This window comes from Reinekea blandensis MED297 (assembly GCF_000153185.1).
Classification (GTDB): Bacteria; Pseudomonadota; Gammaproteobacteria; order Pseudomonadales; family Natronospirillaceae; genus Reinekea; species Reinekea blandensis.
Genome location: NZ_CH724149.1, coordinates 715,818 through 735,804, shown reverse-complemented (window position 1 = coordinate 735,804; position 19,987 = coordinate 715,818). Strand labels below are relative to the sequence as shown.

16 protein-coding genes are annotated in these 19,987 nt (G+C 53.7%); 12 read left to right on the top strand and 4 right to left on the bottom strand.

What is annotated here, in order from left to right:
• The first annotated feature begins 13 nt into the window (after positions 1–13).
• The 3 genes from deoA (at position 14) to MED297_RS03325 (ending at position 4,213) form a co-directional block, all read left to right on the top strand.
• Positions 14–1,327 (top strand): thymidine phosphorylase, encoded by a 1,314-nt coding sequence (deoA, locus tag MED297_RS03335; protein ID WP_008042375.1) that lies wholly within the window; start codon positions 14–16, stop codon positions 1,325–1,327.
• 32 nt (positions 1,328–1,359) lie between these two features.
• Positions 1,360–2,607 (top strand): phosphopentomutase, encoded by a 1,248-nt coding sequence (locus tag MED297_RS03330; RefSeq protein WP_008042373.1) that lies wholly within the window; start codon positions 1,360–1,362, stop codon positions 2,605–2,607.
• Positions 2,608–2,719: 112 nt separating this feature from the next.
• A complete protein-coding gene (locus tag MED297_RS03325; protein ID WP_008042371.1) occupies positions 2,720–4,213 on the top strand; it encodes a putative bifunctional diguanylate cyclase/phosphodiesterase in 1,494 nt (497 codons plus the stop codon).
• 11 nt (positions 4,214–4,224) lie between these two features.
• Here MED297_RS03325 and MED297_RS03320 read toward each other — a convergent pair whose 3' ends face one another.
• Positions 4,225–4,944 (bottom strand): 2-phosphosulfolactate phosphatase, encoded by a 720-nt coding sequence (locus tag MED297_RS03320; protein WP_040556603.1) that lies wholly within the window; start codon positions 4,942–4,944, stop codon positions 4,225–4,227.
• Between the two features lie 191 nt (positions 4,945–5,135).
• Here MED297_RS03320 and MED297_RS03315 point away from each other — a divergent pair, with 191 nt between their 5' ends.
• Complete coding sequence (locus MED297_RS03315; RefSeq protein ID WP_008042369.1) at positions 5,136–5,549, top strand: VOC family protein; 414 nt, start codon at positions 5,136–5,138, stop codon at positions 5,547–5,549.
• Positions 5,546–6,484 (top strand): 2-hydroxyacid dehydrogenase, encoded by a 939-nt coding sequence (locus MED297_RS03310; protein WP_008042368.1) that lies wholly within the window; start codon positions 5,546–5,548, stop codon positions 6,482–6,484. The genes MED297_RS03315 and MED297_RS03310 overlap by 4 nt, the downstream gene beginning before the upstream one ends.
• Positions 6,485–6,563: 79 nt before the next feature.
• On the opposite strand, the gene MED297_RS03305 is transcribed toward MED297_RS03310, so the two are convergent.
• Positions 6,564–9,038, bottom strand: coding sequence for a glycogen/starch/alpha-glucan phosphorylase (locus MED297_RS03305; RefSeq protein ID WP_008042367.1), 2,475 nt, complete (start codon positions 9,036–9,038; stop codon positions 6,564–6,566).
• 442 nt (positions 9,039–9,480) lie between these two features.
• Between MED297_RS03305 and MED297_RS03295 the strand changes: the two genes are divergently transcribed.
• From MED297_RS03295 to MED297_RS03265, 7 genes are all read left to right on the top strand, one after another.
• A complete protein-coding gene (locus MED297_RS03295) occupies positions 9,481–9,969 on the top strand; it encodes a fasciclin domain-containing protein (RefSeq protein ID WP_008042366.1) in 489 nt (162 codons plus the stop codon).
• A gap of 147 nt (positions 9,970–10,116) precedes the next feature.
• On the top strand, positions 10,117–11,082 hold the full coding sequence (locus MED297_RS03290; RefSeq protein ID WP_008042365.1) for an AAA family ATPase: 966 nt from the start codon (positions 10,117–10,119) through the stop codon (positions 11,080–11,082).
• Positions 11,083–11,087: 5 nt separating this feature from the next.
• On the top strand, positions 11,088–11,984 hold the full coding sequence (locus MED297_RS03285; RefSeq protein WP_008042344.1) for a DUF58 domain-containing protein: 897 nt from the start codon (positions 11,088–11,090) through the stop codon (positions 11,982–11,984).
• Positions 11,966–12,418: a DUF4381 domain-containing protein gene (locus MED297_RS21030; protein ID WP_050762853.1), complete on the top strand. Its 453-nt coding sequence runs from the start codon at positions 11,966–11,968 to the stop codon at positions 12,416–12,418. The genes MED297_RS03285 and MED297_RS21030 overlap by 19 nt, the downstream gene beginning before the upstream one ends.
• Entirely contained in the window at positions 12,415–13,383 is a 969-nt protein-coding gene (locus tag MED297_RS03275; RefSeq protein WP_008042340.1) for a VWA domain-containing protein, read from the top strand. Before MED297_RS21030 ends, MED297_RS03275 begins: the two co-directional genes overlap by 4 nt.
• A complete protein-coding gene (locus tag MED297_RS03270; protein WP_008042337.1) occupies positions 13,380–15,110 on the top strand; it encodes a tetratricopeptide repeat protein in 1,731 nt (576 codons plus the stop codon). Before MED297_RS03275 ends, MED297_RS03270 begins: the two co-directional genes overlap by 4 nt.
• Complete coding sequence (locus MED297_RS03265; protein ID WP_008042336.1) at positions 15,104–16,696, top strand: BatD family protein; 1,593 nt, start codon at positions 15,104–15,106, stop codon at positions 16,694–16,696. Before MED297_RS03270 ends, MED297_RS03265 begins: the two co-directional genes overlap by 7 nt.
• Here MED297_RS03265 and rlmB read toward each other — a convergent pair whose 3' ends face one another.
• Together rlmB and rnr are read right to left on the bottom strand one after the other, a co-directional pair.
• Positions 16,697–17,455, bottom strand: a complete 759-nt coding sequence (rlmB, locus tag MED297_RS03260) for a 23S rRNA (guanosine(2251)-2'-O)-methyltransferase RlmB (RefSeq protein WP_008042335.1) — start codon at positions 17,453–17,455, stop codon at positions 16,697–16,699. It abuts the gene before it with no gap.
• 36 nt (positions 17,456–17,491) lie between these two features.
• Positions 17,492–19,849: a ribonuclease R gene (gene rnr, locus MED297_RS03255; RefSeq protein WP_008042334.1), complete on the bottom strand. Its 2,358-nt coding sequence runs from the start codon at positions 19,847–19,849 to the stop codon at positions 17,492–17,494.
• Between the last annotated feature and the right edge of the window lie 138 nt (positions 19,850–19,987).

The following is a 19,987-nucleotide window of genomic DNA, read 5'->3' as shown; positions in this document are numbered from 1 at the left end:
ACCGGACCCGACTATGTATTTACCACAGGAAATTATCCGCAAGAAACGCAATGGCCTGGTATTAACCGGAGACGAGATCCGCTGGTTTGTAAAAGGCATCTACGACAACAGTGTGACCGAGGGTCAAATCGGTGCCTTCGCCATGGCCACCTTCTTTCAGGGTATGTCGATCGATGAACGGGTGGCATTGACGTTGGCCATGCGTGATTCCGGCACCGTGATGCAATGGGACGACCTGGACGGCCCGGTGGTCGACAAGCACTCGACCGGCGGCGTCGGTGATGTCGTCAGCCTGATGCTCGGTCCCATGGTCGCCGCTTGCGGTGGCTTTGTCCCCATGATTTCCGGTCGGGGACTGGGTCATACCGGCGGCACGCTGGATAAATTTGAAAGCATCCCGGGCTACGACCCTTACCCGGACAATGAACGTTTCAAACAGATCGTAAAAGACGTCGGCGTGGCGATTATCGGACAAACCGGCAATCTGGCCCCCGCTGACAAACGGTTTTACGGCATTCGCGATGTCACCGCGACCGTCGAAAGCATCGACCTGATTACGGCATCGATCTTATCCAAGAAGCTGGCGGCCGGTCTTGATGCCTTGGTTATGGACGTCAAAGTTGGTGACGGCGCCTTTATGCCTACCTATGAAGACAGCAAAGCGTTAGCAGAGTCTATCGTACACGTTGCCAACGGCGCCGGAACACAGACAACGGCGTTACTGACCGATATGAACCAGGTTCTGGCCCGTTCTGCAGGTAATGCGGTAGAAGTCCGTGAAGCCGTTCGCTTCCTGCAAAACGATAATCCGGACCCGGCACTGAAAGCCGTCACCATTGCGCTGTGCGCTGAAATGCTGTGTTCAGCCAAGCTGGCCGCCACCACGGCCGAAGCCGAAACAATGCTTGAAACGGTTCTGGATAATGGCAAAGCGCTGGATGTCTTCAGCCAGATGGTGAGCGCGCTGGGTGGTCCTGCCGATTTTGTTGAAAACATGGACAGCTATTTACCTAAAGCGCCATTGATCCTGGATCTTCCGGCCCCAACCTCAGGTTATGTCAGCGGCATTAAAACCCGCGACATCGGGTTGGCGGTGGTTCAGCTCGGTGGTGGTCGCTCACGGGCCGACCAGGTCATCGACCATGCGGTCGGCCTGGACAACATTGTTAAGATCGGTGAAGCCGTCAACGCTGGCGACGCCCTGATGAGCGTGCACGTGCAGAACCAACAGCAGTTTGACGACGTGCGTCAAAAACTGCTGGAGGCCATTGAAATTTCTGCGGAAGCGACGGCTGCACCGCAAAGCGTTTATGAGACGATTCGCTGATCGTCCATACCGATTAAAGAGAGGGTAGATTTATGAAACGCGTTCACATTATGGTGCTTGATTCCTTTGGCATCGGCGCAACCCGGGATGCTGACAAATTTGGCGACGTAGGCGCTAATACGCTGGGGCACATTGCTCAGCAATGCGCACGCGGTCAGGCCGATACGGATCGCGAGGGGCCGTTGAAGCTGCCTAACTTCACCCGTTTGGGATTAGTGAACGCTGCTACCGAAAGCGCCGGCGGTCAAACCCCGGAAGGGCTGACAACAACCGATGCGACCATCGGCAGTTACGGCTTTGCTGAAGAACTCTCTTCCGGCAAAGACACACCCAGCGGACACTGGGAAATTGCCGGGGTTCCGGTCTTGTTTGACTGGGGATATTTTTCTGAAAAAGAACAGTCTTTCCCACAGTCCATGCTCGATGCCTTTATCGAAAAAACCGGAGTACCCGGCATCCTCGGTAATTGTCATGCCTCCGGTACTGAAATCATTCAGCGCTTGGGTGAAGAGCATATGGAAACCGGCAAGCCGATTGTCTATACCTCGGCTGACAGCGTGTTTCAGATAGCCTGCCATGAAGAAAGCTTTGGCTTGGATCGACTCTACGAACTTTGTGAAGTCGCCCGAGAACTGGTCAACGAGTACAACATCGGACGCGTCATTGCCCGACCCTTTATCGGCGATGATGCAGACACGTTTGAACGTACCGGTAACCGCAAAGATCTGGCCGTTGAACCGCCATCCAAAACCGTACTGCAAAAACTGGCTGAGGCTGGCGGCGAAGTGATCTCAATCGGGAAAATCGCCGACATCTATGCCCATACCGGCATCACCCAAAAATACAAAGCCACCGGCTTGGGTCCTTTGTTTGATAAAACACTGGAGGTGATTCAGGACGCACCGGATCGCAGCATAGTTTTTACCAACTTTGTTGATTTCGACTCAAGTTATGGCCACCGCCGCAACGTTCCGGGCTATGCGGCTGCACTCGAGTATTTCGACAAGCGGGTGCCGGAGTTGCTCGACGCTGTCGATGATGATGACCTGGTAATTTTCACGGCCGATCATGGTTGCGACCCGACCTGGCCGGGAAGCGATCACACGCGTGAGCACATCCCGGTCATTGTCTATTGCAAGAACCGCGAAAGTGCCAATCTGGGGTTGAGAAACTCCTTTGCCGACATCGGCCAAACGATTGCGGACTACTTCGGCCTGGAAGCCATGGATTATGGAGAAAGCTTTTTACCCACAATGAAGCCTAAGGCCAATGCTGCTTAATCGATTCTGACCGACTCGTCCTGGGTCGGTCAACTTACACCGTTCATTGGATGTCTGGACAAAGTCTTTTACGACAGTCTATTCTTGATGCTCACACTCCGCGCCAACGCTTATGCCCACAAAGCTTCGGTCTGCCATCAGAATCTCCCTGGCCTACGCCCTGTACGGCAGCCTTTGGATATTATTTTCGGACACTCTGGTCGGATGGCTGATCCACGATGCCGATCTGATCAGCCGTGTACAGACCGCTAAGGGATGGTTTTTCATTCTGGTCACCAGCTTGTTATTGTATCTGCTGGTACTGAGATCCCTGAAGGCCTTCGAAAAACAGAATCAGCTCGATCCGTTAACCCATTTGTTGCGTCATTACCTGTTCAAACAGCGCCTAGATTCCTTATTGCAAAGACCACGCCCGGATCATCATCTGATGGTGATCTATACCGACATCGATGCATTCGGAAACATCAACACCCAACACGGATATGAGAACGGCGACCGCGTTCTGAGTGCCACGGCGGATCAACTGCTAAGTACCTATTCTTCGGAAGTATTGATTGGCCGTGTTGGTGCCGATCAGTTTGCTTTGGCCTTCTGGACGCCTAAAGATCCGGGTAATATCGATCAGCAAATTGTTCTGCTCAGGCAGGCATTACAAGAAGTCGAAACCGGACTTTCCGTACCGCTCAGCCACACCTTTGGGGTTGCATTGGCTCCAGCCGATGGCAACACCGCCAAGCGCTTGATGTCAGCCTGCGCCAATGCCCTGGCCCGGGCTAAACAACATTATCGAGGCAGCACGGAGTTCCATCATGCTGAACTGAGCCTCAAAGAAACGCAAAGACGTAATCTGCTTTCTGACCTGCGTCTGGCACTCACGCAACAACAGATGACGGTTGTGTATCAGCCTCAGTTTTCATTGCCCGACCAACAGGTTACCGGGGTCGAAGCGCTGGTTCGATGGCAGCACCCCACCAAGGGCGCAATTCCACCAGACGAGTTCATTCCATTAGCTGAGGAATACGGACTCAGTGCAGAAATTACTGAACAGGTGATTCAACGGTGCACTCAAGAACTAGCGGAATCAGGACTGTTGGGCCACGCAATTCCAAGGGTGTCGATTAATATCTCCGCAGTTGAGTTCAACAGCCCTCCGCTGTTTGAGCGACTGACTCACATGCTCAATCAATCACCACGACTGTCGCCTTACCTGCAAATTGAAATTACCGAAACCGCAACGCTTGCGAACCTCCAACACAGCGCCGATGCGATCAACCGACTGCACCGCTCCGGTATTCAGTTTTCCATTGACGACTTCGGGACCGGATACACGTCGCTCACCATGCTCAAAGACCTGCCGGTCAACGAAATTAAAATCGATCGCTCGTTCACCCGGGATATGATGAACCAATCTCAGGTCGCGGCCATTGTGACTGCCATTATCTCCATGGCCCGGGCCTTCGATCTCACGGTCGTTGCCGAAGGCATTGAGCAGCAAGATCAGTTAACCTTACTGACCGACATGCACTGCGATGAGGTACAGGGCTATTTTATGGCGACGCCAATGCCGATAACCGAGCTGATCGAGTTCATTGGTCAAACCGCGTAAATACGGTGAGGTTATGGCGCCAGAAACGCACCATCAACCAACCTCGGCGCGCCGTTGTCGACATTTTCCTCACAGGCCATCAGTACGTCTTCTTTAAAACCTCGCTCAACCAGCTCCCGCCCCGACACGGTTTTCAACATACGAGAACTGACTTCCCCAACCACGCTCAGATAGGCCATTTCGGCTACAGCCGCCTCAGGTGAACGTTCACCGTCCAGTTCATTGATGATGGCACCCGCACCGACCAGATCCTCCCAGGCGGGGCGCAAAGTACCATCTTCCCAGCGTTCACCTGCCGGAATGACCCCGATGGTAGACCCCAGATGCATCGCGGCGGCCGCTACAGCGCGCGCATTTCTCAAACATCCGGCGATGACCGGAGTATGGCCGGCCATCTGCGACAAGACCGCACCATTGGGTGATGGCAGCACCAGTCGTTCGTGACGCTGTAATGACTGCATCGACACCGGTGACAGGCAAAGTGCGCCGGAATCCGGACGCCATTGCGAGCGTTTCACCGCCAGACGAGCACCAAGCGACTCAGCATAGGCCGCACTGTCAGGATCACCCGGTTGACCCGGGTATACCCGGGCGCCCCGCTCACAAGCCAGACTGACGCAGGTTGAAAAAGACAGGACATCAACAATGATGACAACATCACACTCATCGCTTAGCTTTGTGACACCGTGTTCGCCCCACTCACAGCGAACATCAAACAGCGACTGCTTCATGTAAGTTTCCAGAAGTTTTTCTTCATCATAGGGGGCCATATGCCGACAGTAAAGCGACCCAATCCCAATCGCAGGCGTTCACCCGACTTGAGCCGGGGTTAAGAGAACCCTCTGAAAGATCGTCGAAAATATGCAAAGATGACCGTCGTCCCAACCTGCAAAGGGGGCGTTTTATTTACAGGGAGCAAACCATGTCACCAAGTTTTCATCTGGCCTTTCACGTAACCGACCTGGCCGAAACCCGACAGTTCTATTCCGGGGTACTCGGTGCCGCTGAAGGTCGCAGTACCGAGACCTGGGTCGATTTCGATCTCTATGGGCATCAGTTGAGCTGTCACATCGGCCAACCTATTCAACCGACGGCTACCGGTTCTGTCGCCGGTCAGCCGGTGCCGATGCCACATTTTGGCGTCATCCTGGACATGATTGAGTGGCGCCAGCTCGTTGAACGACTGAAACAACAAGAAGTCAGCTTCTTACTTGAACCGACGCTGCGCTTTGCCGGTGAACCGGGAGAACAGGGGACGTTCTTTATTGCAGACCCCAGCGGTAATGCCATCGAAATCAAAGGATTCACAACGGATGACGGAGTTTTTGCACAATGAAGCACATACCAGTCATCGGGCAAATCCCCTCGGCTGAGGTCCAGCAATGGATTCAGGCACTCACCGACCGTGTACCGGAGTACCAGTTCTGTGCACCGGATGAACTACCCGAGTACGAAAAGGCGTCCGTTCGTTTTGCGGTCGTCGCGAACCCGTCCCCTCAACAGCTGGCGGAGTTTCCCTCTCTGGAATGGGTCCAAAGTGTTTGGGCTGGCGTCGAAAAGCTGGTCGATACCTTCGCCGGTTCCGCCATTGAAGTCACCCGTCTGATCGATCCGCGTTTGTCCGCAACCATGGCGGAGTCGGCCCTGCTCTGGTGCCTATACCTCCATCGCGACATGCATTTGTACGCCGCCCAACAACAAAGTGCCATTTGGCAGGCGCACCCCTATCGCCCCACCGAGCATTGCACTGTAGGAATTCTCGGTCTCGGAGAGCTGGGCTCTGCCTGTGCGAAGCGTCTGTCGGAACAGGGGTTTCAGATCTTCGGTTGGAGCCGAACCGCCAAACCCGACTCGGAGTTCCGCCACACCTTTGGCCCGGCAGGACTGAGCGACGTTCTGGCCGAAAGCGATATTCTGCTGAACCTGTTACCACTGACCTCAGCCACGCGCGATCTGCTTACCTTAGCCGAATGGCGTCAATGCCAGTCCGGAATGAAAGTGATTAACTTTGGCCGGGGACCGACCGTCAATGAATCGGACCTGATAACAGCGTTGGAGTCTGGATTGTTAAGCTACGCGGTCCTCGATGTTTTTAAACAGGAACCGCTCCCGGCAGAACACCCATTCTGGCGGCATGAAAAAATCCAGGTGTTACCACACATCTCGGCACCGACCTCAATCGACTCTGCGGCGGAGATCACCGCCCGGAACCTTCGCAAAAAAGACGCCGGTGCAGCCGTGCCAATCGTCAACTTTGAGCAAGGTTACTGAAACCGTCTTTGGCAGAACTGGCGAAAAAAATCAAAAAAAAGGAGCGCTAATGCGCTCCTTTCCGGTCCTGCTCAGCGACTTATTTTGCCGCCGCCGGAACACCTTTCATATGCCAGATATAATCCGCGTAATCGGCAATTGAACGGTCCGAGTTGAACTTCGCAAGACTGGCCGTGTTGATGATCGCCGCTCGCGCCCAGGCTTTTTGATCCCGGTATAGCGAATCAATTTTCTGGTGCGCTTCACAGTAGCTTTCGAAATCTGGTAGAACCATGAACGGATCCTGTTCAACCAGATTACGCTTCACTTCGGCCAGCAGGCCCGGTTCACCCGGTGTAAAGAAATCGCCTTCCAGCCAATCCAACACCGCTTTCAACTCATCATTGCCCCGGTAATAATCACCCGGGTTGTAGCCCTTCTCCTGCAGTGCGACCACATCATCAACTTCCATACCGAAGATCACGACGTTTTCACGACCCGCTTCCTCGGCAATCTCAATGTTAGCCCCGTCCATCGTGCCCAGCGTAATGGCGCCATTCAGAGCCAGCTTCATGTTACCGGTTCCGGAAGCTTCCTTCCCGGCCAGAGAAATCTGCTCAGAAACGTCAGCCGCCGGAATCAGTTTTTCTGCAAGTGACACCCGGTAGTTTGGCAGGAAAACGACCTTGAGTTTGTCTTTGATGCGCGGATCGTTATTGACTTTTTCTGCAACCTTATTGATCGCAAAAATGATGTCTTTAGCCATCTTATAACCCGGTGCCGCTTTGGCGCCGAAGATGAAGACGCGCGGGTGCATGTCGTAGTTCGGATCGATCAGCAAGCGACGATACAACGCCATGATGTGCAGCAGGTTCAGGTGCTGGCGTTTGTACTCATGCAAGCGTTTAATCTGCACATCGAAGATGGCATCGGCACTGACATCAATATCGGTCAGCTCTTTGATCACCTTAACCATGTCTTCTTTGTTGGCGTGTTTGATCGCCATGTACTCTTTCTGAAACTCAGCGTCATCGGCAAATTTTTTCAAGCCTTCGAGCTTATCAAGGTACCGCGGCCAGTCGTCATCAATGTGTTTTTCGATCAACGTCGACAATCTTGGGTTACAGGCTTTCATCCAACGTCGGGGCGTGATGCCGTTGGTCACGTTAACGAACTTGCCAGGCCAGAGCTCGTTCAGTTCAGGGAACAAATCTTTCTTAACCAGTTCAGAGTGAATCTGAGCAACACCGTTCACAGTATGAGAACCGATCGCAGACAGATGCCCCATACGGATCATCTGATCGCTGCCTTCTTCGATAATCGACAGCTTACGTTTCACGCCATCATTACCAGGCCATTTGTTTTCTACTTCGTCATTCAGGAAACGAGCATTGATTTCAAAAATAATTTCCAGATGACGTGGCAATACTTTTTCAATCAGCTTCAGAGGCCATTTTTCCAGAGCTTCCGGTAACAGCGTGTGGTTGGTATAAGCAAAGGTCTGACGTGTCATGGCCCAGGCTTTGTCCCAGGACAGGCCTTCTTCATCGACCAATACCCGCATCAGCTCAGGAATCGCAATCGCCGGGTGCGTATCGTTTAACTGCATCGCATTGAGATCGGCGAACTTGGTCAGATCATCTCCGTGTGCGGCCTTGTATCGACGCATGACATCGGCAATGGAGGCAGCAGAGAAGAAATACTGCTGAACCAAACGCAGCTCTTTGCCGGCCGGTGTTTCATCATTGGGATAAAGCACTTTGGAGACCGTTTCAGCCTGAACCGACTCGGCATAGGCGTCCACATAACCGCCGGAGTTAAAGACGTCCCAATCAAAGAACTTGTCCGCACGAGATTCCCACAGGCGAAGTACGTTCACATTGCGACCACCGTAACCCACAATTGGAATGTCCCACGGAATAGCACGCAGAGTACGCCCCGGGTGCCAGACTTTTCGAGCGGCGCCATTGTCATAAACCGTTTCGACATAGCCGTACAGCTTAACGGTCTGTTGACTCTCCGGACGACAGATTTCCCAGGCCGATCCAAACTCACGCCATTCATCAGGTCGCTCCACCTGACGGCCTTTGAAAAACTCCTGACGGAAAAGCCCATGCTCATAGTGAATGCCGTAGCCAACAGCCGGCAGGTTCAGCGTTGCCATAGAATCAATAAAGCACGCCGCCAGTCGACCCAGACCTCCGTTACCCAGCGCCATGTCCGACTCTTCTTCTAAAATGTCGGCCAGGTTGAGACCCAGTTTCGCCATGGCTTGGTCGGCAATATCATAGAGACCCAGATTATGCAGGTTGTTGGACATCAACCGCCCCATCAGGAACTCCAATGACAGGTAGTGCACTGCGCGAGCATCTTTAGCGGCATGCGTCTTTCTCGTCCGACTGACACCATCGAACACAAACTCATTTATGGCCGCTGAAACCGCCTGGTTCCAGGCCTGCTTGGATGCCTTTTCTTCATAGGTACCCAGTGTCGATCGCAAGTGTTTAACGACAGAATCCTGGAACTGTTTGACAGTGAGTTGCGGTTTAGGGGCCGCGGACGTTTTACTCGGCATAGTGGATACCACCTGTGTGATTTATGAAAATGTTTGCGTTACACCGTCCGGTATTGTTGTCTTCCTTCCAGACATTCCTCTGGAAGGCAGTTGAAGAACGGTATTCCTGTCAATTTCTATTGTTGATTCGGCATCATAATGGGTCGCCGGAAAAGCGAAAGTTTGAAATCCTGAAAAACGGCTTCCGACGCCAGCTCCACCCTTAAGGTCCAAAAAAATGCACAGCGGGCAGAATAGCCCAAAAAACACACAAAAGCCGGACGAAACGGCAACTTTCCTCTATACACCCTGATAAATAAGGCAAACCAAGGCAGTACGAAGCAGAACACCAAGCAGATTATCGGGAATTTTTTACGGGATATGTCAGTTATTTTGAACAATCCACAGAAGGATTCTTCGCCGTAACCCATCGTGCAAACTAACAAAAACAGAGGAACCTTTCATGAAATTGATACAGATCATCTCAACCGCCTTTCTCACTTTAATGATGACAACAGCCACCCTGACCCACGCCGCAGTGCATGGCATGAAAAAAGACATCGTCGACACCGCTGTCGACGCCGGTGACTTTTCCACCCTGGTGACAGCCGTTCAGGCGGCCGACCTGGTAGATAAACTGAAAGAACCCGGTCCGTTCACCGTCTTTGCCCCCAACGATGCCGCCTTCGCTAAAATTCCTGCCGACACCTTGAATGCGCTCGTTGCGGACCAACCCGCACTGACCGAGGTGTTAGGCCTGCATGTTGTCGCCGGGAAGTTCATGGCCGAGGATGTGGTCGGGATTTACCAGGTCGTCACCATTACCGGAAAGACGCTTAACATCAAGGTGAGCGGTGGTGACGTGTTCGTCAACGACGCAAAAGTCATCGCGACCGACATTGAAACGTCCAACGGCGTCATTCATGTGATCGACTCAGTCATCTTGCCCTAAGCACCACCAGTATCCTACAAACCGGGGCTCGCATTGCGCGCAGCCCCTCTCTTACACCATTCGCAAAAAAGCGGTAAAAGGACTTGTCACCTTACTGACCGCTCCTTAAGGTTCCCTCACTTCATTCAATTGCGACTCTGATGAACCATGGAACCTAAGCAACGACCTAATGCTATTGCCCAACTCACTGACGCCCTGAATGCCCGAATCATCGGTCAGGATCAACTGGTCGAGTCCTTAGTGATTGCATTGCTCGCCGATGGCCATCTGTTGGTAGAAGGCGCTCCCGGGCTTGCGAAAACAACCGCAATCAAAGCGCTGGCTGACAGCATTCGAGCCGAGTTCCGCCGGTTACAGTTCACCCCCGACCTATTGCCAGGGGACGTCACCGGGTCAGACATTTACCGACCGGAAGAGCACCGCTTTGAGTTCCAACCCGGACCGGTATTTGCCAACCTGGTTCTCGCCGACGAAATCAACCGCGCGCCGGCCAAAGTCCAGTCGGCACTGTTAGAAGCGATGTCAGAACGGCAGGTCTCATCCGGGGGAACAACCCATCCCTTGCCTTCGCCGTTTCTGGTCATGGCCACGCAAAACCCGGTTGAACACGAGGGCACCTATCCGCTACCGGAAGCCCAGCTCGATCGATTTCTGATGAAAGTGTCGCTGGATTACCCAAGCCTCGACGATGAGTTTCGAATTCTGGCGCTGGCACGACAGGAACAGGTCGATTCGCTCGCACCCGGGGTGCAGATTACCCTCGAAGATATTCTCGTCGCTCGCCAGCAGATTCACAAGGTTCCGGTCAGCGATGTCGTTGAGACCTACATCGTCCACCTCATTAACGCCACCCGCCGCCCCAGCGACTATGCGCAGGCTCTGGCAGAAGCGATTGATTTCGGCGCTTCCCCCCGCGCAACCATCGCTCTGGATCGATGCGCCCGGGCACTGGCCTGGCTGCATCAGGACTCATACGTTACGCCGGAGCACGTTCAGCGCATCGCGCCCAGGGTGCTCGGACACCGTCTCGTCCTTTCTCTCAGTGCACAGGCGCAAGGTTATGACGGCGCTGCAATCGTGCACGAACTGTTGGATCACGTACCGGTGGCCTGAAGCCCATGCCTCCATTCAGCATTCAAGGAACACACGTCGCCGTCGAAGACCTGTTAGCTCTGCAGGCCATGTCCGCCGACCTACGCAAGCTCCGACCGCAGATCAGCCGCGCCCGACAGCTGGGCGAACAGCGCTCACGGCAACGCGGTCAGGGCCTGGAGTTCGCCGAGATGAAGCCTTACCACGCCAGCGATGACGTGCGCCGCATTGACTGGCGATTGACGGCCCGCAAACAGCAACCCTACGTTCGGGTCATGGAAGAAGACCGGCATCAGGAACACGTGATCTGGCTGCCGTTGCACAGCCGGCTCTACTTCGGTACCCGCCGCTGCTTTAAGTCGGTTTTGCTGTGTCACTGGGCTGCATTTCTTATCTGGCGATTTGCGCACCTGCATCATCCGGTTCGCCTGATCATTGATGTTGGGGATGAGCGAAAGCATCGGACGATACTCAACCAACGTCACGCCGCCGAAGCCTGTCAGATCATTGCCGAAGCGCACCAGCAACTGGCTAATGGCTTCCGAAACTGGCCTGAACCGGCGAGCCAACCAGTCCCCACCTGGGCGTCCAACCCAACACTTTGGGTGCTGTCAGATTTTTTAGGCGACGAACATGAACGCTGCCAAACCATTCTGCAACACCGATCCGTTGCTTCGCTGATTTATCTGCAATGCAGTGACCCATTCGATCATCGCTTACCAAAACATCTGCGGTTACCGGTTCGCTCAGGGAATCAAATGAACGCGCTCTCCACCGATCAACTGGACGCGGCACGACTTTCGATTGATAGCCTTCAAAAAACGCTGCGCGAACAGTGTCGCGCGCATCACGGCAGCCTGATTCATCATGAAAGTGCATCATTTAACTGGCAGGAGGTTCAGCAATGGCCACTCTACCACTGATGACTCAAGCCGCGTTGCTCAACTCACTGACCCCGAATGTCTCCCCGCCAACACCCTCTTGGTGGCCTTTGGCACCGGGATACTGGCTGCTGAGCGGACTGCTGATACTTGTCATTGGACTGATCGTTCTGTACTACCATCGACGTCGGGCTTGCCGTCAGGCGCTGCGCCACCTGCGCGAAATTCAGCGATCCGAGAGCGATCAGCAAAGCCGGCGGCTCCATGAACTGCTGCGCTGGCTGGCGATTCATCATCATTCCATGTCACCGGGATTAACGCCGAGTGCGTTTGCACTCGAGATCGCCCGGTATCATCCCTCAAACAAAACACCATCCTGGTTCAACCAACACTACGATCCGCGTAACAACACCGCCATCGATTGGGATGAAGCCGAACGTCTGGTCCGGGCACTGTGCAGGAGACAGCCCGCATGAACATTGCCTGGCCGTGGTTTCTGTTGCTCATACCGGTGGTTGTGCTGGTCAGTCGCCTCCGTCGTCATTCTGTCGATTCCGATCAGGCCATTGATCACCCCATGTTGTTTGAGTTGGCTCAGCAAATGTCCGGTTCTTCATCGCGGCGAATGGACTGGCGACAAGTGCTCACCGGATTGTTGTTGATCGCCGCGTTAATCCGGCCGCAGTGGATTGGCGACCCATTGAATCTGGACCAGCGCGGACGCTCCTTGTACCTCGCCGTAGACTTGTCCGAGTCGATGTTGGAGCAGGACATGATTTGGAATCAGCGACCGGTCAGTCGTTATGAAGCCATGCAGGCCGTCATCAGTGAGTTCGTCGAGGACCGCCGTGGTGATTTTATCGGACTGGTGGTGTTCGGCAGTTTCGCTGATGTCCAGGCACCGCTAACTCCTGACCTGAATGCCATTCAATCTCTGCTGGCAGACCTCCGCCCCGGAATGGCTGATAGCCGCACGGCAATCGGCGACGGGTTAGCTCTGGCCGTACGCCAATTGCGTGAGTCCACAACCGAAGACCGCGTGGTTGTGTTGTTATCGGATGGTGAAAACAACAGTGGGGAGATACGACCGGACGAAGCGACGGCGGTCGCCGCTGCCGAAAACATACGGGTTTACACCATTGGTTTCGGCAGTGCAGGCCGGGACTCACTACTACAGAGTTTTGGTTTACGCAGCAGCTCATTAGACGAGCAAACCCTGCGTGAGATTGCCGAGCAAACCCAAGGACGCTACTACCGCGCCACCAGTTCCGCCGAGCTCGCTGAAGTATTCCGCGACATCGAGCGACTGGAACCCAGTGACCAGAAAACCGATCTGCAGCGACAGACCACCGAACTCTATTGGCTGCCCTTGCTGGGTATCGCTGTGCTTTATCTGGTCACACTGGTGAGTCATCTGCGCACAGGGAGATCGTCCCGATGACCTTACTGAGACCGGAATATCTGTTACTGCTCCTGGCTTGGTTACCGGCAACCCTGTGGTGGCTGAAACGCCGTGGCGATAGCGACTGGCAGCAACTCATGGACGCAGAACTCTTCGATCACCTGCAACGACGGACCTCTGGTCGGCCGGTCCGAGCAAGCCGGTTAGTCTTGCCGCTGTTTCTGCTGTGTCTGATACTGGCGTTGTCAGGCCCGGCGGTCTACCGCACTTCATCGTCAACGCTGAATCAGGGTAACCTCTATGTGTTACTCGACAACAGTCTGTCCATGGCCATTGAAGACATATCGCCGGATCGACTGACCCGGGCAAAACGCATGATTATCGATTGGTCCAGAAGTGGCTTGTTCGGTAAAACCACCGTCGTGACCTACTCTGGTTCGGCCCACGTTCTGACGCCATTGACGGCCGACAGTGACACCCTCGAACTGCAACTGCAAACACTGACGCCCTACATCATGCCGCAGTTCGGCAATCGCCCGGACCTGGCAATCCAGAAACTGATCGACGGACAAGCGTCAGGACCCAGCCATTTATTGTGGTTGACCGACGACCTGCCCGCATCTCGCCTGAACAACATTCAAGCGGCTGTCTCTGGTTTTTCCACCCGCTCTTTAGTCGCGGTTGGTACGCCGCAAGGTGGTCCAATTCCCCTACCCGAAGATCAAGGCTATCTGCAGCAAGATGGTTCATTGGTCGTCGTGGAAACGGACCAGGAGCAAATACAGCGCACTGGACAAGACCTCGGGTTCACCTTGGTATCTTTGGACGATCAACCCCGGGCCCAATGGTTTGAAGCCACACAAAGCATGGCGGATCAAAATGGACGCTTTACGCAGGACATAGGTTACTGGTTGCTGTTGCCGATGATCCTGATCTGGACTCTCAGCCGCCGACAAACCTTACTGCCCGGACTCTTGTTGTGTTCATTAGCTGTAGCACCCAACCCACAATCGCCAATGGCGGCGTCGATGTTTAAAAACTCAGAACAGCAAGCCTATTCCGCCTTCTTGAATGAAGATTACGCCGACGCAGCCAGCCAAACGGATAACCCGATGCTGAAAGGCGAAGCTCTGTTCCGACAGGGACAATACGAACAGGCAGCGCAGGCTTTTGCTCAGAGCAATGACGCCGATGCGCATTTTAATCGCGGTAACGCATTGGCGCATGCGGGCAAATACCAGGAAGCACTGGCTGCCTATCAGGACGCATTAAACCTGGGGCCGCATGAAAGCGCTCGCCAGAACCTCAAAACGCTTCAGGACTATCTCGACAAACAACAGCAAGAAACGCCGCAACCGTCCGACTCCCAACAACAAGGAGAGCGTTCGTCAAATCCGGATGAGGAATCCTCAACAACACCGGATTCAAACGCCGGCTCAAACGAACCTTCTTCAGAAGACGCCAGGGAACAAAACGGCGAGTCCGAATCCAACCAAGACCAAACGGATGCCGAGCGCCATGCCCCGAACGAACAGGATGCAGGACAGCAACAGGAAGCAGAACAGCAAAGCCTGAGTGAAAACGATTCAGAGATGACACCGGAAAGCCAGGCGTCGGCGCAGGAACGCGCAGAAGCGTTGCGAGAACAACAGGAAACGGAAGCCATCCTGAACCGGTTAGATAGCCCATCAGGCAACCTGTTACAGCGAAAGTTCCGATACCAGTATCAACAGAACCCAACCGACCCGGATGAGACACTATGGTAAGACAACTGTCGATATTTTTGCTTCTGCTGGTGATGACGGCGGCAAACGCAGAGGTTATCTCCATTACCGATCGTACTGAGCTCTATGACGATGAGCGTTTCACGCTGACGGTCCGGGTCTCGCCGATCGCTGAACTTAATCCAGACGAGCTGGAAGCATTGGCACGTCTCTTTACCATCGAGCAGCAGTTTCGTCAGGAACGGCGTCAACGAGTGAACGGACAGGAAGTGGGGTTTGTCGACTATCAGTTCCGTTTACGACCGAAGCAACCGGGACAAGTCATCATTCCAGCGTTTGAAGTAAATGGGGACAGCAGCGATCCGATTTCATTGGATGTACAGGATGCCAGCCAACGGCCTGACAGCCTGCCCGACGACGCCGTCATCCTCAGTACGTCGTTGAACCAATCCAATATCTATATCGACCAATCCCTCCGGTTAACCTTATCGCTGGCGTATAACATCGAGTTCAGAAACGGCGAGCTGTCAGCGTTCAATCCTGAGGGTTTCACAACCGAACTGATCGACGAATCCCGATCAACCACTCAGATAAACGGTCAACCCTATAACCAGTTCACCCGGGTTATCGAACTCACTCCGGAAAAAGCAGGCCTATTTACGCTACCCGCTATACGATTTTCTGCAGAATACGCCAATCGGAACCTGGGACGCTTTCAACGTTTTTCCCGTGCAACTGACGCGATTTCTATTCAGGTAAAAGCAGTTCCCGACGCTTATCCATCCGACGCGTTCTGGCTGCCGGCCGAATCGATCACCCTTTCCGATAATCTTGATGCCGAGCTGACCGTTAAACAGAACGAACATTTGGATTGGCAATTGCAAATGGACGTCATCGGCTTGCCTGCAGAGAAGCTGCCACCGATTCTGGAGCAGATCGAGTCCGCGTTACCCGATGAAGTACGGCTGTATCGGAACCCAGCAGACGTAAAGGCTCAAAGTCGTCATGAGAGCCTGGCGTTGTCGTTTACCGAACCGGGCACTTACACCATTCCGGAAATCCGGATTCCCTGGTGGGATCTCTCTGCCGACCAACTGAGCATTGCCCGATTGCCTGCGAAAACCATTGAGGTAACAGGGTCGGTTACTGCGCCCATATCGCAAACTGAAAACCGCGCGCCACAAGCACAGGCAGATACTGCGGACGGAGAACCGCCACTGAATAAATCCGATCTTCAGCCCGCGCCTTCGAAAGTCTGGCCACTGCTGACCGCTATCGCCGGTGCTGGCTGGCTGGGCACCCTTTTACTGTGGTGGTGGTCAATGCGTCGACGACCGCCTGCTCAGACCCCTTCCAAAGCAACTAAAACCGAGGCCGATGAACATGTTCGCTCGCTTGCCGAGGGATATCAATTCTGGTTGAAATTACGGCGGTCCGGAAAGATTCAATCAATCGGCCCGGAAGATCAGGCGCTGTTTGAACAGCTCGAAGCACATCTGTTGTTTCAGCAACGACCAGCGCCGGAACTCAGCGAAGTCACCGGGGCACTGAGACGACTGCGTCAAACCAAGACCAAGGGACCGGCGCGTAGCGCCTCGCCCGTTGGCCAGCTTTATCCGCAACGTTAATTAACTGCGCCGTTGCCGTACAACTTCAAACAGACAAACGCCGGCGGCAACCGAAACATTGAGACTGCTGACATCACCGGCCATGGGAATATGGATCAACTCGTCGCAAACCTCGCGCGTCAATCGGCGTAACCCCTTGCCTTCGGCCCCCATGACGAGAGCGATCGGACCTTGCAAACGGTTCTGATAAATCTCAGAACTGGCCTCACCGGCGGTGCCATAAACCCATATTCCTCGCTGTTTCAACTCTTCCAGAGTTCTGGCCAGGTTGGTAACTGCAAAAAACGGAACGGTATCGGTTGCGCCACTGGCGATTTTGACGGCGGTCGCGGTTAAGGTGGCGGACTTGTCTTTTGGTACAATCAGTCCATGGGCACCGGCGGCGTCACAGGTGCGCAAACAGGCGCCGATGTTATGCGGGTCCGTCACGCCATCGAGCACCAACAGCAATGGCGGCTCTTCCAGGTTATCGAGCAGGGCTTCTAAGTCATTTTCTTTCAACACCGGCGCTGCCGTCGTTAACGCCAAAACACCCTGATGGCGAATGTCTTTTAACTGCTGTTTATGCAAGGTTCGATCAAAATCATCTCGGGACACCAGCCGATAGCGAACTCCGACCTCAGTGACCTGATCGAGCAGTTTTTTCATCCGCGCGTCATCGCGTCCTTTCAACAGGAGCACCTCTTTGACGCGTTCAGGGTGGTTATCTAACGCAGAGAACACCGCGTGTAGACCGTAAATCCATAATGATTCAGACAAAATTTACTCCACAAACCTTCGGCCGAGCCGGCCGGTTTAATGCTTTTTCGATTTCCGGTTGTTCTTAGCCGGATTTTTCTTTTTGCCCTTGTGCGACCCTTGGCTGTTTTTGGCCTTACGTCGGTTTCGGCTTGGCTTGACGATGTCATTGTCGGCCAGTTCAAAGTCGATCTTCCGCTCGTCCAAACTGACTCGAACCACTTTGACTTTCAGCTTATCGCCCAAAGAGTAGGTAATACGGGTTCGATCGCCCACCAGACGATGAGCCGACGCCTGATACTGGTAATAGTCTGACTGAAGGCTGGAAATATGTACCAGACCATCGACGTACACATCATCAAGCTGAACAAACAAACCAAAATTGGTGACCGACGAGATCGTACCGTTAAACTCTTCTCCGATGTGGTCACTCATGTATTCGCATTTCAACCAAGCCATCACATCCCAGGTGGCTTCGTCTGCCCGGCGTTCGGTCATGGAGCAATGTTCACCCAACTCGAACATGGCTTTTTCGTCATAGGGATAAATCTGCGACTTCGGCAATTCGGGGGCGCCCTTCACCCGTTTTACCAACGAGGTACGACGACGGTCGCGGATCACGGAACGGATGGCTCGATGCACCAACAGATCCGGATAGCGTCGAATCGGCGACGTAAAATGTGCGTAGCGGTCGAAGGCCAGACCAAAGTGACCAATGTTATCCGGTTGGTAGACGGCCTGTGCCATGGAACGCAACATAACCGTCTGTAACAACTGAAAGTCTTCACGACCGGAAATCTGACTCAACAGTGTCTGATAATCGGACGCCTTGGGTTTCAAACCACCGCCCAGAGCCAACCCCTGCTCGCCCATGTACTCGCGCAGGTTTTCCAGGCGTTCAAACGAAGGCGCATCATGAACCCGATACAAACACGGGATCTTCAGCGTCTCCAGCAACGTAGCCGCGCTGACGTTTGCGGCCAACATACATTCTTCAATCAGGCGATGCGCATCGTTGCGTTCAGTAGCAACAATCCGCTCAATTTTACGATCTTCATTGAAAATGATGCGCGCTTCCCGTGTTTCATACTCAATCGCCCCACGTTTTGTCCGGGCAATACGAAAACGACGATACAGCTCATGGAGCATATCGATATTGCGCGCGACCTCTTTGCCATAGGCCTCAATAAAGGGTTTCCGGTCGACTTTCTTTTCGGCTTCCAAATACTCACCCACCTGGGTGTAAGTGAGCCGCGCATGTGAGTGAATCAGTCCCTCCATAAAGCGAAACTTGTTCACTTCACCACTCGAGCTGACTTCCATTTCACAGACCAGGGCCAGGCGGTCGGTTTGAGGATTCAACGAACAAAGGCCGTTAGAAAGCACTTCCGGCAGCATTGGAATCACCTGCTCCGGAAAATAAACGGACGTTCCCCTTGAGCGTGCTTCATGATCCAACGGTGAGTCGACCGGCACGTAATGGGAAACATCTGCGATGGCAACATAGAGTCGCACTCCCCCATTGACCATCTTCTGAGCAAACACCGCATCGTCAAAATCGCGGGCGTCCTCTCCATCAATAGTGACAAAAGGTTTGTCTCGCAAATCGACTCGGTTCGCTTTATCAGCCTCTTCGACCTGATCCGAAAAGCCGACAATCTGCTCTTCCACTTCGAAAGGCCAGGTATGAGGGATATCATAAGTCCGCAGAGCGATATCGATTTCCATACCGGGCGCCATATGAGCACCTAAGACCTGCAGAACTTTGCCTATCGGCTGCTTACGGAACTGAGGCTGTTCCAGAATCTCAACGACAACAATGTCGCCATCTTCCGCGCCGGCTGCGTTTTTAGGGGGAATCAGCACATCGTGTGCGATTCGTTTATTTTCCGGGTGAACGACACCAAAGCTGCCGTCCCAATGAAAACGGCCAACCAGCTCAACCGTATTACGTTCCAGAACTTCAGTTATGATCGCTTCGGTACGACCACGGTGATCCCGCCGGCCTTTACGTGCCAGGACGATGTCCCCGTCGAAACAACAGTTCATTTGGCGATGATTCAGCAGGTAATCCTGACCACCCAAATCCGGGATCAGAAAGCCATAACCATCGGGGTGCCCCTGAACCCGGCCGCGTACCAGATCCATTTTGTCGATCAGACCAAAGGCGCCACGTCGCGAACACAGCAACTGACCGTCCCGGACCATCGCGATTAACCGGCGACGCAATGCTTCGATGTCATCGTCGTGGGTCAGTCCCAACTCATCACAGAGTTCTGGATGGGTGGCCGGGCCACTGCGTTTTTCAAGATGCTCAGAGATAAATTCCCGACTGGGGATTGGGTTATCGTATTTGGCGGCTTCCCGACTGAGATGCGGGTCTTTAGATTTATTCGGTTTTTTCACAATATCCATATTTCGTTGTTATTGTACGTTCCCGCAGTATAGCGAGTGTACAGAAGAATTCAGCAGGCCTGCCCGGAAATGAGGCGTAAAGAGGCTTGTATGTTATTAAAGCCGGAATCCTGAATGTTACTGAACGGGGCAGAACGC